Origin of the sequence: Pantoea sp. SM3640 (assembly GCF_015654165.1) — a bacterium.
Lineage (GTDB): Bacteria > Pseudomonadota > Gammaproteobacteria > Enterobacterales > Enterobacteriaceae > Pantoea > Pantoea vagans.
Genome location: NZ_CP064872.1, coordinates 920929 through 938463, shown reverse-complemented (window position 1 = coordinate 938463; position 17535 = coordinate 920929). Strand labels below are relative to the sequence as shown.

Below are 17535 nucleotides of genomic sequence, written 5' to 3'. Positions count from 1 at the left end.
TTATCGTTTCTGCTGTATGAAGTTTTAACCCTGCCAGTGTGGCAGGCGCAGCGTCAGTTCAAGTCCGCCTTCTGGCCGGTTCCGCGCCTCAACTTCACCATGATGCGCCAGGATCACTTTACGCACGATAGCCAGTCCCAGACCATAACCTTTGCCCATCAGCGGCGAATTCACCCGCACAAACGGGTCGAAAATACTGGAGAGTTTCTCCTCATCGACACCCGGCCCCTGATCGCGCACCTGAATCGCCAGCCACTGCTGCTCTGCGCGTAAGTCGACCTCAATCCGCTGCCCAGGCAAAGAGAAGCGCAGCGCATTGCGTAAGACGTTCTCGACACCGCGCCGTATCAACTCCGCATTGCCGCGCACGGTGTAATCGCCCCGCTCGTCAACCTGTAACTCCACCTGCACACCAGGGATCTGTGCTTCATAGCGGACATCGGTGATGACCGCCTCCAGCAATCCGGTCAGGTCAAAATATTGCTCATCCGGGATGCTTTCATGTTCAGCCCGCGACAGCGTTAGCAGTTCACCGATCATTTTGTCCAGACGACGCGCCTCTTCATCAATGCGATCAAGCGAACTGTTTACGCTTTCTGGCGTCTGTCTGGCAAGTCCGGTCGCCAGCTGCAGTCGCGCCAGCGGTGAACGAAGCTCATGTGAGATATCGTGCAGCAGCTCTTCCCGGGCGCGCACCAGGGTATCAAGCCGCTCAACCATGGCATCAAACGCTTCTGCGACATTTGAAATCTCGTCGTGGCGCTTCCGCATAATCGGGAACAGACGCACGCTTAAATCGCCCTCGGCGACGCGGGAAAATCCCTCGCGCAACTGGCGCATGGGCCGCGTCAGATTCCAGGCCAGCAGCAGACTGAACAGCAACCCCACCGAACCAGCGAAGACAAACATCGGCTCGGGAATATTCAGAAATTTTCGCGGCATCATGTTCTGTTTGCTGTTCATGCGCATACCATCCAGGTCGTAGCGCAGCTGATATTCTTTGCCATCCGCACCCTGTACCCAGCGCACCACCTCTTCAGGAAGACGGCCCCTGAAATCCAGGTTGCCGCTGTCCTGGGATTGTGGCGATTTAGTCTGCTGCGTAACGTGAAAGAACTGACGGTCGGTTTCATCCCAGTCAGACAGCATCGCATTCAGCTCATCAGGCCCGCCCCGCTCCAGCACCGATGCAGCAGAGGTCATCTGCAGATCAATGATGCGACGGATAGCCATTATTTCAGGCGGTTCATGCCGTTTACCGGAAAGCGAAAAACCGAGCCAGATAAGCTGGCTCATGATGACAAAAACGACCCAGAAGCCGATAAAGATCTTCCAGAACATGCGACCGCGGTAACCCTGTTTCATCGAATGCGATAACCGATGCTGCGTACGGTTTCGATATTGATGCTATCAGCGGTTAACGCGCTAAGCTTCTGGCGAATGTTGCTGATGTGCACATCAACACTGCGATCGTAGGCTTCACGCGGACGACCCAGCCCCTTTTCAGAGAGTTCATCTTTTGACACGACCCTGTCCGGCGCGCGCAGCAGCAGATCCAGCAGATTAAATTCTGAAGCAGTCAGATCGAAGGTTTTGCCCTGCCATTCACTCATTCGGGTGGCAGGATTAAGCGTCAGGTCTCCCCAGCGCAGCGGCTCTTTAGCATCCGGCTGCGGTACCTGCTCCTCGAAACGGCGCAATACTGCGCGCAGGCGGGCGACCAGTTCACGGGGATAACAGGGTTTAGGCATATAGTCATCCGCCCCCATCTCCAGGCCGATCACGCGATCAATATTATCGCCTTTGGCAGTCAGCATGATCACCGGTATCCGGCTGTTCTGGCGCACCTGACGTAACACATCGATGCCACTCATGTCGGGCAGCATAATATCCAGAATCATGGCAGTGAACTCGCCGGAGAGCGCGCCCTGAATCCCGGCGCTGCCGGTCAGCACCAGCTGGGCATCAAATCCTTCGGCAATAAGGTACTGGCTTAACATCGTGCCTAATTCGACATCATCATCAACAAGCAAAATTTTCATGGTTATCTCTCGACAGAATTGGCGCTATTTTGTCCTGTGCCGGGCATTCGCGCAGCCTGATTTACGCGATCCTTACAGATTCAGTTTATCCGTTATGGGAGTGCTGGCTAAAAAAAAGACCTGTGGGCGTTAAAGGCGCGCACAGGTCTGGTTCCGTATCAGCGGAGATTACTGATGATAGAGTCCGGTCGAGAGATAACGATCGCCACGATCACAGGCGATCGCCACCACGACGCTGCCCGGATTTACCTGCGCAATACGCAGCGCACCCGCCACCGCGCCGCCCGAACTGACGCCACAGAAAATACCTTCACGGCGAGCCAGCGCCCGCATGGTCTCTTCCGCTTCTTTCTGCGTCATATCCATCACATCATCCACTAAGTCGGGGCGGTAGATCCCCGGCAGATAGGCCAGCGGCCAGCGGCGAATGCCCGGAATACTGCTGCCTTCACTCGGCTGCAAACCGATCACCTGCACGCCCGTGTTGTGCTCTTTCAGGAAACGTCCCACGCCGGTGATCGTGCCGGTGGTGCCCATGCTGGAGATAAAATGGGTCATGCGCTGGTTCGACTGCTGCCACAACTCCGGCCCGGTGGTCTGATAGTGACCCAGCGGATTATCGGGATTATTAAACTGATCCAGCACCCGGCCTTCACCACGCGCCGCCATCGCCAGTGCCAGATCGCGTGCGCCCTCCATGCCCTGCTCCCGCGGCACCAGAATCAGCTCTGCGCCATAAGCACGCATCGCATCCTGCCGCTCCTGACTCATGTTGTCCGGCATCAGCAGGCGAAGCCGGTAGCCTTTCATCGCCGCGATCATCGCCAGCGCAATGCCGGTGTTGCCGCTGGTAGCTTCAATCAGCTGATCGCCGGGTGAAATTTCACCGCGCAACTCCGCCTGATTGATCATTGACCAGGCCGCGCGATCTTTTACCGAGCCTGCCGGATTATTGCCTTCCAGCTTGAGCCAGACCTCACTGCCGTTAGCTGGCGTCAGGCGCTGCAGCTTAATCAGCGGGGTATTGCCGATGGTATGTTCAAGAGTCGTCACGGTGCAGTTCCTGGCATCTTACAAACGAGAGGCGAAAAAAAGGCGGGAGTGACACTCCCGCCCGGTGTTGATGAGAAAATATCAGGCGCTTTGTGCAAAGGCAACTGCGCGCAGCGGCGTGTCGCCCTTATAGAGCCGCGCCTGCTGCAAGCCAACAAACAGGCGCTCGCCGCGAATCGGGGCTGTCTGCTCACCTTCAAACACCAGTGAGAACGGCTCGCTCTGCCAGCCAGCAGGCTGAACCACCAGCTGCCAGAAGTGGCCACGCGGGCTGACTTCCAGCACCTGCACCGGCAGCGGGGTTTCTAAACTGCTGCGGCGTGACACGTCGACTTCCCACGGACGCAGGAACAGCTCAACCGCGCCCTGATGAGCTGAGGTATAACCCAGCGGCCAGTGGTGCGCGCCGACATGGAACTGCGATCCCTGAATTTCGCCATCAAAGCGATTCACTTCACCCAGGAACTCCAGCACAAAGCGGGTCGCCGGATCGCGCCATACATCATCTGGCGTGCCGACCTGCTCAATGTTGCCCTGACTCATCACCACCACGCGATCCGCGACTTCCATCGCCTCTTCCTGGTCGTGGGTCACAAACACGCTGGTGAATTTAATCTCTTCATGAAGCTGACGCAGCCAGCGGCGCAGCTCTTTACGCACCTGAGCATCCAGCGCGCCAAAAGGTTCATCCAGCAGCAAAATCTGCGGCTCAACTGCCAACGCACGCGCCAGCGCCACACGCTGCTTCTGGCCGCCTGACAGCTGTGCCGGGAAGCGGTTAGCCAGATGCGCCAGCTGCACCATCTCCAGCAGACGGGTTACACGCTGTTTGATCTCCGCCGCTGAAGGGCGTTCACGACGCGGCAGCACGGTCAGGCCAAAGGCGATGTTGTCGAATACCGTCATATGGCGGAACAGCGCATAGTGCTGGAAGACAAAGCCGACCTGACGATCGCGCGCATGTAGGCGGCTGACATCGTTGCCGTGAAAACGGATCTGACCGCTGTTCTGATGCTCCAGCCCGGCAATAATGCGCAGCAGCGTGGTTTTACCCGAGCCTGACGGGCCAAGCAGCGCCACCATTTCACCTGAGGCAATATCCAGAGAGATATCGTTCAGCACCGAGGTGCGACCAAAGGACTTGTTGATCTTGTTAATCTCAATGCTCATGATTTCCCTCCTGTTGCAGGCGTTTGTGCTGTTGCTCTAAACGCCACTGCACAATACTTTTCAGAAACAGCGTCACAATTGCCATCAGGGTTAACAGGGCGGCGGCAGTAAACGCGCCAACGGTATTGTAGTCCTGATGCAATAATTCAACCTGAAGCGGTAAGGTGTAGGTCTCACCGCGAATCGATCCCGATACCACCGAGACCGCACCAAATTCACCAATCGCACGGGCGTTGGTCAGGACGATGCCATACAGCAGCGCCCAGCGAATGTTCGGCAGCGTCACACGACGGAACATCTGCCAGCCGGACGCGCCTAACAGCACCGCCGCTTCATCTTCATGACTGCCCTGGCTCAGCATCACCGGCACCAGTTCGCGCACGACAAACGGACAGGTCACAAACACCGTCGCCAGCACCATGCCAGGCCAGGCAAACATAATCTGGATGTTATGTGCATCCAGCCAGCCGCCTGCCGGGCCATTCACGCCCCAGAACAGCAGATACATCAGACCAGCTACGACGGGCGACACGGCAAAAGGAATATCAAACAGGGTCAGCAGCAGCTGACGGCCCGGAAAGGTAAAGCGCGTCACCAGCCAGGCGAGCAGCGTGCCGAACACCAGGTTCACCGGAACGGTAATCAGCGCCACCAGCACAGTCAGCCAGATGGCGTGCAGCATGTCCGGATCGGCCAGATTGCTGAGCGCGACAATCAGCCCCTGATTCAGCGCTTCCCAGAAGATGGAGGCCATCGGCACCACCAGCAGCAGAATTGAGATCAGCGCGCCGATACCAATCAGCAGCCATTTGCCCCAGTTCACAGGCTGACGCGCCGCGTGATTGAGCTGTGAAACCTCGGCCATTAGTGACCTCCCAGACGACGGCCAAAGCGGCTCTGCAATGTATTAATCGCGAACAACAGAATTAGCGATGCCGCCAGGATCACCGAGGCGATAGCGCTGGCTGCCGGATAGTCGAACTCCTGCAGCCGGACAAAGATCATCAGCGAGGTGACTTCCGTCTTCCAGGCGATGTTACCGGCAATAAAGATTACCGCACCAAACTCACCCAGGCTGCGGGTAAAGGAGAGCGCCGTACCGGCCAGCAGCGCAGGTGCCACTTCCGGCAGCACGACGCGGCGGAAGCTCTGCCACGGTGTGGCACCCAGCGTTTCGGCCGCTTCTTCATACTCTGGGCCCAACTCTTCCAGCACTGGCTGGACGGTACGCACAACAAACGGAATGCTGGTAAAGGCCATGGCAATGGCGATACCAATCCAGGTGTAAGAAATTTTGATGTCGAACTGGGCGAACCACTGTCCGTACCAGCCGTTGACCGAAAAGAGTCCGGCCAGGGTCAGACCTGCTACCGCAGTTGGCAGTGCAAACGGCAGATCCATCAGGCCATCCAGCAGTGTCCGGCCAGGAAAACGATAACGGGTCAATATCCATGCCATCAGCATGCCGAACACCGCATTAAACAGGGACGCGACACCGGCAGAGAGCAGTGTCACCTTGTAGGCGGCCACCAGCTGAGGGTTGGTCACGACATCCCAGTACTGTTGCAGCGTCATCTGCGACAGCTGCATGATCACGGCGCTAATCGGCAACAGCAGGATCAGACAGGTAAAGAGCAGGCTGGTACCCAGGCTGAGACCGAAGCCGGGCAACACGCGTTTATGGCTGGCTGCAAACATTATCCGCGCCCCGCCGCTAACAATTTGTCGAGCTCACCGCCGCTGACGAAATGCGTCTGCATCACTTTATCCCAGCCGCCAAAGGCATCTTCGACCCGGAACAGGCGGGTCTGCGGGAAGCGATCTTTCTGCTCCGCCATCAGTTGTGGGTTGTTCACACGATAATAGTAGTGAGTAATAATATTCTGCGCTTCTGGCGTGTAGAGATAGTTCAGGTAGGCGCTGGCCGCATCAGCGGTTTTATTAGTGGCGACATTCTTATCCACCCATGCCACCGGAAATTCCGCCAGAATGTTGGTTTTCGGCACCACCACTTCGTATTCATCTTTACCGTACTGGTTGCGGATGTTATTCACCTCCGACTCAAAGCTGATCAGTACGTCGCCCAGGCCGCGCTCAGCAAAGGTGGTGGTTGCGCCGCGACCGCCGGTGTCGAACACTTCCACGTTTTTCAGGAATTGCGTCATAAAGGCACGGGTTTTGGCCTGATCGCCGCCGTCCGCTTTATCTGCTGCGCCCCAGGCGGCCAGGTAGGTATAGCGGCCATTACCCGAGGTTTTCGGGTTCGGGAAAATCAGCTTCACATCGCTGCGGGTCAAATCTGACCAGTCATGAATCTGCTTTGGATTCCCTTTGCGCACCAGAAACGCCATGGTGGAGTAGAAAGGCGAGCTGTTGTTCGGCAGACGGCTTTTCCAGTCTGCGGCAATGAGATTGCCTTTATCGTGCAACACCTGCACATCTGTTACCTGGTTGTACGTGACCACATCTGCGCGCAGTCCCTGCAGGATAGCCAGCGCCTGCTTCGATGAACCGGCGTGCGACATCTTAATGGTCAGGGGATCAGTGGGGTGACTGGCATCCCACTGTTTAACAAACGGAGCATTCAGGGCGACAAACAGCTCCCGCGATACATCGTATGAGCTATTAAGAAGTTCAGTGGCATTGGCTGCGCCGGCCAGGCTCAGCGACAACGCGATACCGCTCACGATTTTTTTCATCGCTTGTAATGTCATTTGGCACCCTGAAAAATTTTGATGCGGATCTCACCCGCTGAGGCATCAGTTTATTTATAACTCAGTGAAAACCAGTAACGGTTTTATATATCGTTTGATGATTTCAAAGTCGAAAAAAGCATAAGACGACGGCAGAGTTTATGCAGAAATCAGCAAAAGCCGTGGAGGAGAGGAACCGCGTGCAGCCCATGCGGGCAGGGGTTTTACGAGGGTTCAGCGACCGCCGGAGGGGCGGCACGCTGAAGAAAAAGATTAACGCTGCCAGACAATCTTGCTGATTTTCCAGTTTTTCAGGGTATCGTCAGAGGGCATCAATCCCTCCGGTCCGTGCCAGTCGCCGTGATAGACATAGGTCAGATGCTGGCTGCCAGGCGCACGGCACGCCACGTCACGCGCATCAGTGCCGCTGGCGAGTGTGCAGTTGTCGAAGGCTTTGCTGAACTTATTACTGAAGGCGTCGCCCACTTTACTGCCGTCACTGCTGGCAATCGCGCTGTCCATCACCTCAATACGTTCGATCTGCGACTGTCCGTAAATCACCAGCTTAACCTTGCCGTCATCCAGCGCCTGCCAGAAAGAGACCACCTGACCGTTCTGACTGCGCATGCCCTGACGCAGGGTATAGTCACCGTTCAGTCCGTCCTTAATCGCGTCCTCTTTCATGGCGGTGGAGGCGGTTAATCCCCCTACACCCTGTTCAGTCGCGGTCAGCGAGGAACCGAACCAGTTCCACGGCAGCGCCGAAGACCAGTGATACGTCAGCGGATTCCACCAGCTTGCCTGCTGGCTGCTGTCAGCGCCGGAACCCGAACTGGCACAGCCGCTCAGTGCAACGGCGGCGATCAGTAGCGTGGAACGAACAGCTTTCATGAGAACTCCTGTAAATGCGATGCCGGAAAGGCGGAACTGATTGGAGTCGCAAAGCGACAAAAAGTTTAGTTGAGATGATGTTCAGGCAGAAAGCAGTCGCGACAGCGACGATTCGATTGCAGCCAGATCAGCGCCAGCAGGTCGAACAGCGTCAGCAGCAACGGCAGCGGCGAACTTAGCAGATCGCCCTGCACAAACTGCCAGCCCTGCCAGAGCAGATTCACCAGCAGCGACAGCGCTAACACGCTGCGCCAGTGCTGCCAGAGGCGCGGCAGCCGCGTGCGATAGCCTGTCAGCAGCAGGCCCGCCAGCGCCGGTAACCCCAGCGCCAGACCGACCCAGAACGCCTGACGATCCGGATAGAACAGTGCCAGCAGGTCGTTGCCCTGCTGCCGTGACGCTCCGGCCATCACCAGCAGCAGCCAGGTCCGCGCCTGAAGTAACAGGATCGGCCAAAAAAGAAACGGCAGCCGCAGCTGCCCTCTGGCGTCATACTCGTCCGGCGAATAGCCAGGCAACGGATTAGTATTCACGATCTTCGATCAGACGTTTACCAAACAGCAGCGCGTCGACCGGCTCATAATCGAGCTTTTCATAGAACGCCACCACCTGATCGTTCTCTTCGCGGATCATCAGATGCAGTTTCGGACAGCCGCGCGCGATGAGTTTCTTCTCCAGACGGTTCATCAGAGCATTGGCAAAGCCGCGTCCCTGATAGTCAGGATGCACCGCCAGATAATACGCCGCGCCGCGATGACCATCGTAACCGCCCATCAGCGTGCCAACGACCACGCCGCCCACTTCAGCGACCAGAAAGAGATCGGGGTCGTGATTCATTTTGCGTTCGATATCCAGCTCGGGATCGTTCCATGGCCGTAACAAATCGCAACGTTCCCATAAGGTGATCACTTCTTCAAAATCTTCCTGGCGGAAGGCGCGGATTTCCATCTTATTTACCTGCAGATAAGCACAATTTGCTGATTATCACGCATTCTCTGCCGCACGCAACCCTCGATGACCGGCGGAAAATAAAAAAGCGCAAATTTTCTGTTCGCGACCTGCAATACAAAGTAATGCCCTGAAATGGTTCTGTGATCGCAGGCAACAGAGCCTTAGGCTATAACACCGGCAAGATTCCTGTTACCGGACCCGTACATGCAGCTGCTTAAACGTTTGATTCATCGTCGTCAGTTACTTCTTTCCGGTCTGGCTCTGGCCATTTTATCGCCGCGTGCGATTCAGGCTAAAGAGCAGTCGGGCCTTACCGGGGCAAATCGCCATACGCGCCCTGCCCCGCCAGCGAAAAACGGTAAACGCATCGTGATGATCGATCCGGGGCACGGTGGCATCGACTCTGGTGCGGTGGGTGAAGAGGGTTCTGAAGAGAAGCATATCGTGCTGGAGATTGCCGGTAACGTGCAGCGGCAGCTTCAGAGCCATCCGCGCATTGAAGTGCGCCTGACCCGCGACAGTGACCACTTTATTCCGCTTTATCAGCGGGTGGAAATCGCCCACCAGCACGGTGCCGATCTCTTTATGTCGATTCATGCCGACGGCTTTACCAGCCCCGATGCCAGCGGTGCCTCGGTGTTTGCGCTCTCTAACCGCGGTGCCAGCAGCTCGATGGCACGTTATCTCTCACAGCGTGAGAACGATGCGGACAAACTGGGCGGCGTAAAGGCACAGCAGCAGGATCACTATCTGCAGCAGATTCTGTTCGATCTGGTACAGACCGATACCATCAAAAACAGCCTGACGCTGGGCAAGCACGTGCTGGATCAGATCCGTCCGGTGCACCATCTGCACAGCCAGCACACCGAGCAGGCGGCCTTCGCGGTACTCAAGTCACCGTCGATTCCCTCGGTGCTGGTCGAAACCTCCTTTATTACCAATCCCCGTGAAGAGCAGCTGCTCGGCACTACCGCGTTTCGCCAGAAAATTGCTTCAGCGATTGCCTGCGGCATCGTCAACTACTTCGATGAGTTTGACCGCCGCAACGCCTGATTCGTCTGGCTGGTTTGCATCGTGCGACGCGCCGCGCTCATGCAAGCGGCGCGGTTTTGCGTATAATCGCGTCAGACTTTGACAAACGATAAGCGAAAAGATGGCTGATATTTCCCGCGTAAAAGCGTTCCTGCTCGCATTGCAGGATGAGATTTGTAACCAGCTGGCGGCTGAAGATGGCGGCGCACAGTTTGCTGAAGATAGCTGGCAGCGCCCTGGCGGCGGCGGCGGTCAGAGCCGCGTCCTGCGCAACGGTGCGGTATTTGAGCAGGCGGGCGTCAACTTTTCGCATGTGCATGGCGATCAGATGCCGGCATCAGCGACCGCGCACCGGCCTGAGCTGGCCGGTCGCAGCTTCGAAGCGATGGGCGTGTCGCTGGTCATCCACCCTAACAACCCTTATGTGCCGACCAGCCACGCCAACGTGCGCTTTTTTATCGCAGAGAAGCCGGGGGCCGAACCGGTCTGGTGGTTTGGCGGTGGCTTTGACCTGACGCCGTTTTATGGTTTTGAAGAAGACGCGCTGCACTGGCATCAGACCGCAGCCAGTCTCTGTCAGCCTTTTGGCGAGGATGTCTATCCGCGCTATAAAAAGTGGTGTGATGATTACTTCTATCTGAAGCATCGTGATGAGCAGCGCGGCATTGGCGGCCTCTTTTTTGACGATCTCAACACGCCCGACTTTGAGCAGAGCTTCAGCTTTATGCAGGCAGTAGGTCGCGGCTTTATGGATGCCTACCGGCCGATTGTGTCGCGCCGTAAAGATCATCCGTGGGGCGATCGTGAGCGCCAGTTCCAGCTCTACCGCCGTGGTCGCTATGTGGAGTTTAATCTGGTGTGGGACCGTGGCACGCTGTTTGGTTTGCAGACCGGCGGCCGTACGGAATCGATTCTGATGTCGATGCCACCACTGGTGCGCTGGGAATATGATTATCAGCCCGATGCCGACTCGCCTGAAGCTGCGCTCTATCGCGATTTCCTGCCGGTAAAAAACTGGCTGAACCTCCCCGTCTGATCGCTTCTCCTGCTGCAGCGCGGCCCGTAATCCGCGCTGCGCTTACCTTTCTCCCGACCGACCCGTTCCGTTTCACAGGGCACAGATTGCTACAGTGTTACCTGCGTCATTCGTCCTGACTGCTATGCTTAAGGATGGAATATGGCGCACCCCACGGTAAAAACCGCATGACGGCTCCTTCGCACCGCCTCGCAGCGCAACAATCAGAGAAACCGCATTTTCATCAGAAAGTCTCTGTTGCAATGTTATGGGTTCGCGTTACCGGTAGCAGAACATGCCACAGACCGGCTGCGAGGCCTGAGGTGCACCCTGTTCGCTTTCATTTTTCTTTTCAAGGAGTTTAGAGATGAACCAGCTAGAAGCCCTAAAACAGTTCACCACCGTGGTGGCGGACAGTGGTGATATCGAATCGATTCGTAATTACCACCCGGAAGACGCCACCACCAACCCTTCACTCATTCTGAAAGCGTCCGGTCTGGAAGGATATAAGCACCTGATGGATGACGCGATTGAGTACGCGAAAAAACAGGGCGGCAGCAAAGAGACGCAGATTATCAACGCCAGCGACAAAGTGGCGATCAACCTCGGTATGGAAATCCTGAAAAGCATACCAGGCCGTGTTTCGACCGAAGTGGATGCGCGCCTCTCCTTCGATCGTGGCATGTGTGTCACCAAAGCAGAAAAACTGATTCGGATGTATGAAGAGCACGGCATCGACCGTTCACGCGTGCTGATCAAGCTGGCCTCAACCTGGGAAGGCATCCGTGCAGCGGAAGAGCTGGAGAAGAACGGCATCCACTGTAACCTGACGCTGCTGTTCTCCTTCGCGCAGGCGCGTGCCTGTGCCGAAGCGGGCGTGTTCCTGATCTCCCCGTTCGTGGGCCGTATCTACGACTGGTACAACTCACGCAAGCCACTGGAACCGTACGTGGCGGATGAAGATCCAGGCGTAAAATCTGTGCGTCGTATCTATGACTACTACAAAAAGCACCGTTACAGCACCATCATCATGGGCGCCAGCTTCCGTAAAGTGGAGCAGATTATCGCGCTGGCCGGCTGCGATCGCCTGACGCTGTCGCCGAACCTGCTGGAAGAGCTGCAGAACAGCGATGCGCCGCTGGAGCGCAAACTGGAACCCTCTACCGAGGGCTTCCATCAGCCGTCGCCGCTCTCCGAGGCGGAGTTCCGCTGGGAACATAACCAGGATCCAATGGCAGTCGAAAAACTCTCTGACGGCATCCGCCAGTTCGCGGTTGACCAGCAGAAGCTGGAAGATGTGCTCGCCGCACGCCTGTAGTCTTTATTTTAATCGGGCGGGACTTTCCCGCCCTGATGCATAACAAGGGAGAACTTTATGTCCTCACGCAGAGAGTTGGCAAACGCGATTCGTGCACTGAGCATGGATGCAGTCCAGAAGGCAAACTCAGGCCACCCCGGTGCGCCGATGGGTATGGCCGATATCGCCGAAGTGTTGTGGCGCGACTTCCTCCAGCACAATCCAACTAATCCCGCCTGGCTTGATCGCGACCGCTTCATCCTCTCCAACGGCCACGGCTCGATGCTGCTTTACAGCCTGCTGCACCTGAGCGGTTATGACCTGCCGATTGAAGAGCTGAAAAATTTCCGTCAGCTGCACTCTAAAACGCCGGGTCACCCGGAAATCGGCTATACCCCAGGCGTTGAAACCACCACCGGCCCACTGGGTCAGGGCCTGGCTAATGCCGTGGGCCTGGCGATTGCTGAGCGCACGCTGGCTGCACAGTTTAACCGTCCGGACCATGAAATCGTCGACCACCATACCTATGTGTTCATGGGCGACGGCTGTCTGATGGAAGGGATCTCGCACGAAGTCTGTTCTCTGGCGGGCACGCTGGGTCTGGGCAAACTGATCGGCTTCTATGACCATAACGGCATCTCCATCGATGGCGAAACCGAGGGCTGGTTTACCGACGATACGCATAAACGTTTTGAGTCCTACAACTGGCATGTGATCGGCGACATCGACGGCCATGACGCTGATGCTATCCGCGAGGCGATCAAAGAAGCGCAGAGCGTCACCGATAAGCCTTCACTGATTATCTGCCGCACCATTATCGGTTTCGGTTCACCGAACAAAGCCGGTAAAGAAGAATCGCACGGCGCAGCGCTGGGCGAGGCCGAAGTGGCGCTGACCCGTAAACAGCTTGGCTGGAACTATCCGGCATTTGAGATCCCGGCTGAAATCTACCAGCAGTGGGATGCCAAAGCAGCGGGTGCGGAACGCGAAAAAGCCTGGGATGCGAAGTTTGCGGCTTATAAAGAGGCCCATCCCGAGCTGGCGAAAGAGTATGAGCGCCGTATGAATGGCGAAATGCCCGCCACATGGGAAACGGAAGCGACCCGTTTCATCCAGGATCTGCAGGCTAATCCGCAGAAAATTGCCAGCCGTAAAGCGTCTCAGAACTCGCTGGAAGCCTACGGCAAAATGCTGCCGGAATTCCTTGGCGGTTCCGCTGACCTGGCACCGAGTAACCTCACCATCTGGTCGGGCTCCAAATCGATAAAAGAGGATCCGGCGGGTAACTACATCCACTACGGCGTGCGTGAATTTGGTATGACGGCAATTGGTAACGGTATCGCGCATCACGGCGGTTTCGTGCCTTACACCGCAACCTTCCTGATGTTTGTCGAATATGCGCGTAACGCCGCGCGTATGGCAGCGCTGATGAAGGCACGCCAGATTCTGGTCTACACCCATGACTCCATCGGTCTGGGCGAAGATGGCCCGACGCACCAGCCGGTAGAGCAGATCGCCAGCCTGCGTCTGACGCCAAACATGAGCGTATGGCGTCCATGCGATCAGGTTGAAACTGCGGTGGCGTGGAAAGCCGCTGTCGAACGCCATCATGGGCCGACTGCCCTGATCCTGTCACGTCAGAATTTACTGCAGCCGGAACGCACACCGGAGCAGATCGAAAACATCAAACGCGGTGGCTACGTGCTGAAGGATTGCGATGGCACGCCAGAAGTCATTCTGATTGCGACCGGTTCAGAGATTGAGATCACCCTGGGTGCAGCTGAGAAGCTCAAATCAGGTGGTCACAAGGTGCGGGTGGTTTCACTGCCTTCTACTGACCTGTTTGATGCGCAGGATGCCGCTTACCGTGAATCCGTGCTGCCGAGCGGCGTGAAAGCGCGTGTGGCGGTAGAAGCGGGTATTGCTGACTACTGGTTTAAGTATGTCGGTCTGGACGGCGCAATTGTGGGCATGACCACCTTTGGTGAATCCGCGCCAGCCAGTCAGCTGTTCCCGGAGTTTGGCTTCACGGTTGAGAACATCGTCAGCCACGCCGAAGCTTTACTCAAGCCGGTTTAATGCATTTGCCCTTCCCGGCCTCATCGGGAAGGGCCATTTTATTTTGCAGCCTCGCAGATAAAAAAATATCCATCCCCCTCTTCCCGCTCCGCGCAAACTGATTACTATAGAGCCGTCATACTTAATGCTGCCTGTGTACGGGCTGACCGTCTTTTCCTGCTGTCATTCTGCCGGGATAACGCGGCTGCGACCTGATGCATCCTGATGAGTGAAGGCAGATTTCCTCCGATTTTTATAGCGAAGCCACTTCCGTTGAACATGCGTACACCCTATTTACTGGCCCTGATGGTTTCACTGCTTCCATTAAAAAGCATGGCGCAGGTTGCGCCCGATCCGCTGCTGGCCTCACAGATTGTTGATCGCTATGCGGAACATATCTTTTATGGCAGCGGCGCAACCGGTATGGCGCTGGTGGCGATTGATGGCAATCAGCGGGTGTTCGCCAGCTTCGGTGAAACCCGCCCCGGCAACAATGTCCGTCCGCAGAAAGATTCGCTGATTCGTATCGCTTCGCTGAGTAAGCTGATGACCAGTGAAGTGATGGTGAAAATGGCTGAGCGCGGACAGATTCGCCTTGACGATCCTCTGAGTAAATATGCGCCTCCGGGTGCACGGGTGCCCACTTACAATGGCCAGCCGATTCGCCTGATTAATCTCTCGACCCACACCAGCGGACTGCCGCGCGAGCAGCCCGGCGGCAAAGCGCAGCGTCCGGTGTTTGTCTGGCCAACGAAGAGCGAACGCTGGGCATGGCTGGCGCGCGCGAACCTCAAAGCGGCACCAGGCAGCAGTGCTGCCTACTCCAACCTGGGCTACGATCTGCTGGGCGATGCGCTGTCGCGTGCCAGCGGAACTCCCTATCCGGCGCTGTTTCAGCAGCTGATTACCCGCCCGCTCGGCATGAAGGACACCACGTTTACGCCGTCGCCTGAGCAGTGCGGACGCCTGATGGTGGCCGAAAAAGGGGCCAGCCCGTGTAATAACACGCTGGCCGCGATTGGCAGCGGCGGGGTTTACTCAACGCCGGATGATATGGGTCGCTGGATGCAGCAGTTCCTGAACTCGTCGGTTAACCATCGCACGCCGCAGATCGATCGCCTGCAGACGCTGATCTATCGCCGCGACCAACTGAACAAAGTAGAAGGCATGGATGTCCCGGGTAAAGCGGATGCGCTGGGCATGGGCTGGGTCTACATGGGACCGAAAAGTGGTCGGCCTGGGATCATTCAGAAAACCGGCGGCGGCGGTGGATTCATCACCTATATGGCGATGGTGCCGCAGCATAACGTGGGGGTTTTTGTGGTGGTGACGCGCTCGCCGCTGACCCGCTTTACGCCGATGAGCGACGGAGTGAATAATATGCTGGCCGAACTGGTCGGCAACCAGCTTGGCTCACCGATGATGGTGCAGGTCATTCGTTAACGCTGCTGAACGCCACCGTCAGACTGGCTGACCCACAGGGTTGGCCAGTCATCACTGCTGTGCCAGGCGTCACAGGTCGACTCTTCCGCATATTCCGCTAACACAAAACGTGTGCCATCAAACTGCCAGCGTGTCGCCCTGCCGCAGTCGCCTAATCCACGGCCCTTACCAAACGTGTAGAGCTGGCCGCTGGCCGCGTCGTATTCGGCGTTAATCAGCTCAAGCTGTCGATCGCTGGCTCCGGGCGGAGTGAACGGCAGAGTCAGGGTGATGCCACGCGCCACATAGGGCGGGCTGCGCGTCACTTCAAACGCCAGATCGATCACGTTATACGCCCCCATTTCACAACTCACCAGCAGCAGCGCGCGCTGGTCGGTAAGCGGCGCCACGCTGACTTCGCGGCGCAGCGGATCGAGTGAGCAGGAGTCGGTGTTAACCCGCCAGGTGCCGTAATCAATCAATCCGCTGGTCTCATCGCGCGTCAGGGCAGCGGGTGACCTGACCGCAGGCGGCAGCGGTGGCAGTGCAGGCGGTGGCGGAACATCCCAGCTGGCTCTGTCGCCACGTTTGATCCACGCGCTCATGCTGTTGACCCGTCCCTGCGTGTCATCCATCAGCAACAGCGCGGCCTTCATGCCGCGCAGAGAGATCAGCGCGTTGGGATCGTAGGTGAGCTGCAGGTTTTTGGCCTCCATCACCAGATCAAAAAATTCATCAATGGCGATAGCATTGCTGGTAGCGAGATGATGCGGCTCTACCGTCCAGTGCTTGAGGTCGGGTTTAAGCCGGCGCTGATCGAGCAGCAGGTTATCCTGTAGCGGGCCACCCGGCAGCGCACCACTGTAGGCGCTGCCGTAGTCGATGCGCAGCAAAGGGCGATCGTTGACACCCGCATGGCGCGAAATCGTCATCACCAGCCCTTTGTCTCCCGGAATATTGCGCGCCACACAAAAGGCTTCATTGTTGCAGGTGATTTGCCAGTCGTTGAATGACTTTTGCAACGGTTCCGCCTGAACAGAGGCAACCCACAGAGACGGCAACAGCCAAAGCGATTTCATCCAATACGACATTAAGAAGATCGATCCCCGAATACCCAGAGTGGAGAGAATAGCGCATCAACGGGCCTGACAGGGTTCGCATTCTGTGAACCTGTGCAAAAAGCGCAGTTAACTGCTTAAAAAGCGTGCATAAAGTGGATTAACGCTCACCACTCTCCCTCAACGCTGTCACGCGGCAACAGGCTTAGTGGCACGGTTTTATGGCGTCAGCCAGCCCGCAATCTGTGCATGCTGAAGCAGCATAATGGTTTTGCCGTCTCGAATGCGACCCTCTGCGACCATTGCCAGCGCATCCGGAAAGCGTAATTCCAGCACGTCGATTGACTCATCTTCGACGCCACCGCCGGCATTGTCGCGCAACGACTCATTATATTCTGCCGCGAAAAAGTGGATAAGCTCAGTCACGCCACCCGGCGACATATAGCAGGCATAAAGTTTTTCCACCTCGCCCACCGCATAACCGGTCTCTTCAATCGCCTCTTTGCGGATGCAATCTTCCGGGGAGTCGTCGTCCAGCAAGCCGGCACAGGCTTCGATTAACATGCCGTCGTCGTTACCGTTGACGTACGTGGCGATACGAAACTGGCGCGTCAGGACCACGCTGTTCTTTTCACGGTTGTAGAGCAGGATGGTTGCCCCATTTCCGCGATCGTAGACTTCGCGTTTATGGCGAATAACCTCGCCACGGCGATCGGTGATGTCATAGGTGTAGTTACGCAGCACAAACCAGTTTTCAGACAGGAGCTTATCTTTGATGATGTTGATCTTAAACGACATGGGGACTCCGCTACCACATAAAGGGAGCCTTTCATCATAGGGGCAAGCTTGCGGG

The 17535-nt window shown here is 56.8% G+C and carries 17 protein-coding genes; 5 read left to right on the top strand and 12 right to left on the bottom strand.

Annotation, left to right across the window (positions count from 1 at the left end; genetic code table 11):
* Positions 1 to 24: 24 nt before the first annotated feature.
* The 10 genes from IV493_RS04410 to IV493_RS04365 form a co-directional block, all read right to left on the bottom strand.
* A complete protein-coding gene (locus IV493_RS04410) occupies positions 25 to 1365 on the bottom strand; it encodes an ATP-binding protein (RefSeq protein ID WP_195857793.1) in 1341 nt (446 codons plus the stop codon).
* Positions 1362 to 2042 (bottom strand): response regulator transcription factor, encoded by a 681-nt coding sequence (locus IV493_RS04405; RefSeq protein ID WP_013358661.1) that lies wholly within the window; start codon positions 2040 to 2042, stop codon positions 1362 to 1364. Before IV493_RS04405 ends, IV493_RS04410 begins: the two co-directional genes overlap by 4 nt.
* Before the next feature lie 168 nt (positions 2043 to 2210).
* Positions 2211 to 3095 carry a cysteine synthase CysM gene (gene cysM, locus IV493_RS04400; RefSeq protein WP_195857792.1) on the bottom strand — a complete coding sequence of 295 codons (885 nt, stop codon included), beginning with the start codon at positions 3093 to 3095 and terminating at the stop codon, positions 2211 to 2213.
* A gap of 81 nt (positions 3096 to 3176) precedes the next feature.
* Positions 3177 to 4265 carry a sulfate/thiosulfate ABC transporter ATP-binding protein CysA gene (gene cysA / locus IV493_RS04395; RefSeq protein WP_013358663.1) on the bottom strand — a complete coding sequence of 363 codons (1089 nt, stop codon included), beginning with the start codon at positions 4263 to 4265 and terminating at the stop codon, positions 3177 to 3179.
* Positions 4255 to 5130 carry a sulfate/thiosulfate ABC transporter permease CysW gene (gene cysW / locus IV493_RS04390; RefSeq protein ID WP_013358664.1) on the bottom strand — a complete coding sequence of 292 codons (876 nt, stop codon included), beginning with the start codon at positions 5128 to 5130 and terminating at the stop codon, positions 4255 to 4257. The genes cysA and cysW overlap by 11 nt, the downstream gene beginning before the upstream one ends.
* Positions 5130 to 5963 (bottom strand): sulfate/thiosulfate ABC transporter permease CysT, encoded by an 834-nt coding sequence (cysT, locus tag IV493_RS04385; protein WP_013358665.1) that lies wholly within the window; start codon positions 5961 to 5963, stop codon positions 5130 to 5132. The genes cysW and cysT overlap by 1 nt, the downstream gene beginning before the upstream one ends.
* Positions 5963 to 6979, bottom strand: coding sequence for a sulfate ABC transporter substrate-binding protein (locus tag IV493_RS04380; protein ID WP_095706821.1), 1017 nt, complete (start codon positions 6977 to 6979; stop codon positions 5963 to 5965). Before IV493_RS04380 ends, cysT begins: the two co-directional genes overlap by 1 nt.
* Before the next feature lie 252 nt (positions 6980 to 7231).
* Complete coding sequence (locus IV493_RS04375; RefSeq protein ID WP_095706820.1) at positions 7232 to 7849, bottom strand: RpoE-regulated lipoprotein; 618 nt, start codon at positions 7847 to 7849, stop codon at positions 7232 to 7234.
* Between the two features lie 65 nt (positions 7850 to 7914).
* On the bottom strand, positions 7915 to 8382 hold the full coding sequence (locus tag IV493_RS04370; protein WP_013358668.1) for a DUF2919 family protein: 468 nt from the start codon (positions 8380 to 8382) through the stop codon (positions 7915 to 7917).
* Positions 8372 to 8797, bottom strand: a complete 426-nt coding sequence (locus tag IV493_RS04365; protein ID WP_003848834.1) for a GNAT family acetyltransferase — start codon at positions 8795 to 8797, stop codon at positions 8372 to 8374. The genes IV493_RS04370 and IV493_RS04365 overlap by 11 nt, the downstream gene beginning before the upstream one ends.
* A 207-nt stretch (positions 8798 to 9004) precedes the next feature.
* Here IV493_RS04365 and amiA point away from each other — a divergent pair, with 207 nt between their 5' ends.
* The 5 genes from amiA (at position 9005) to ampH (ending at position 15645) form a co-directional block, all read left to right on the top strand.
* Positions 9005 to 9853, top strand: a complete 849-nt coding sequence (amiA, locus tag IV493_RS04360; protein ID WP_195857791.1) for an N-acetylmuramoyl-L-alanine amidase AmiA — start codon at positions 9005 to 9007, stop codon at positions 9851 to 9853.
* 100 nt (positions 9854 to 9953) lie between these two features.
* Positions 9954 to 10868, top strand: a complete 915-nt coding sequence (hemF, locus tag IV493_RS04355) for an oxygen-dependent coproporphyrinogen oxidase (protein ID WP_033783833.1) — start codon at positions 9954 to 9956, stop codon at positions 10866 to 10868.
* 346 nt (positions 10869 to 11214) lie between these two features.
* Positions 11215 to 12165: a transaldolase gene (tal, locus tag IV493_RS04350; protein ID WP_013358671.1), complete on the top strand. Its 951-nt coding sequence runs from the start codon at positions 11215 to 11217 to the stop codon at positions 12163 to 12165.
* A 57-nt stretch (positions 12166 to 12222) separates the two neighbouring features.
* Positions 12223 to 14223 (top strand): transketolase, encoded by a 2001-nt coding sequence (gene tkt, locus IV493_RS04345; RefSeq protein WP_013358672.1) that lies wholly within the window; start codon positions 12223 to 12225, stop codon positions 14221 to 14223.
* 258 nt (positions 14224 to 14481) lie between these two features.
* Complete coding sequence (gene ampH / locus IV493_RS04340) at positions 14482 to 15645, top strand: D-alanyl-D-alanine-carboxypeptidase/endopeptidase AmpH (RefSeq protein WP_033783837.1); 1164 nt, start codon at positions 14482 to 14484, stop codon at positions 15643 to 15645.
* On the opposite strand, the gene IV493_RS04335 is transcribed toward ampH, so the two are convergent.
* Both IV493_RS04335 and nudK read right to left on the bottom strand, forming a co-directional pair.
* Positions 15642 to 16715: a DUF1176 domain-containing protein gene (locus IV493_RS04335; protein ID WP_033783839.1), complete on the bottom strand. Its 1074-nt coding sequence runs from the start codon at positions 16713 to 16715 to the stop codon at positions 15642 to 15644. The two genes, ampH and IV493_RS04335, sit on opposite strands and share 4 nt — an antisense overlap.
* A gap of 186 nt (positions 16716 to 16901) precedes the next feature.
* Positions 16902 to 17480: a GDP-mannose pyrophosphatase NudK gene (gene nudK, locus IV493_RS04330; protein WP_033733476.1), complete on the bottom strand. Its 579-nt coding sequence runs from the start codon at positions 17478 to 17480 to the stop codon at positions 16902 to 16904.
* Between the last annotated feature and the right edge of the window lie 55 nt (positions 17481 to 17535).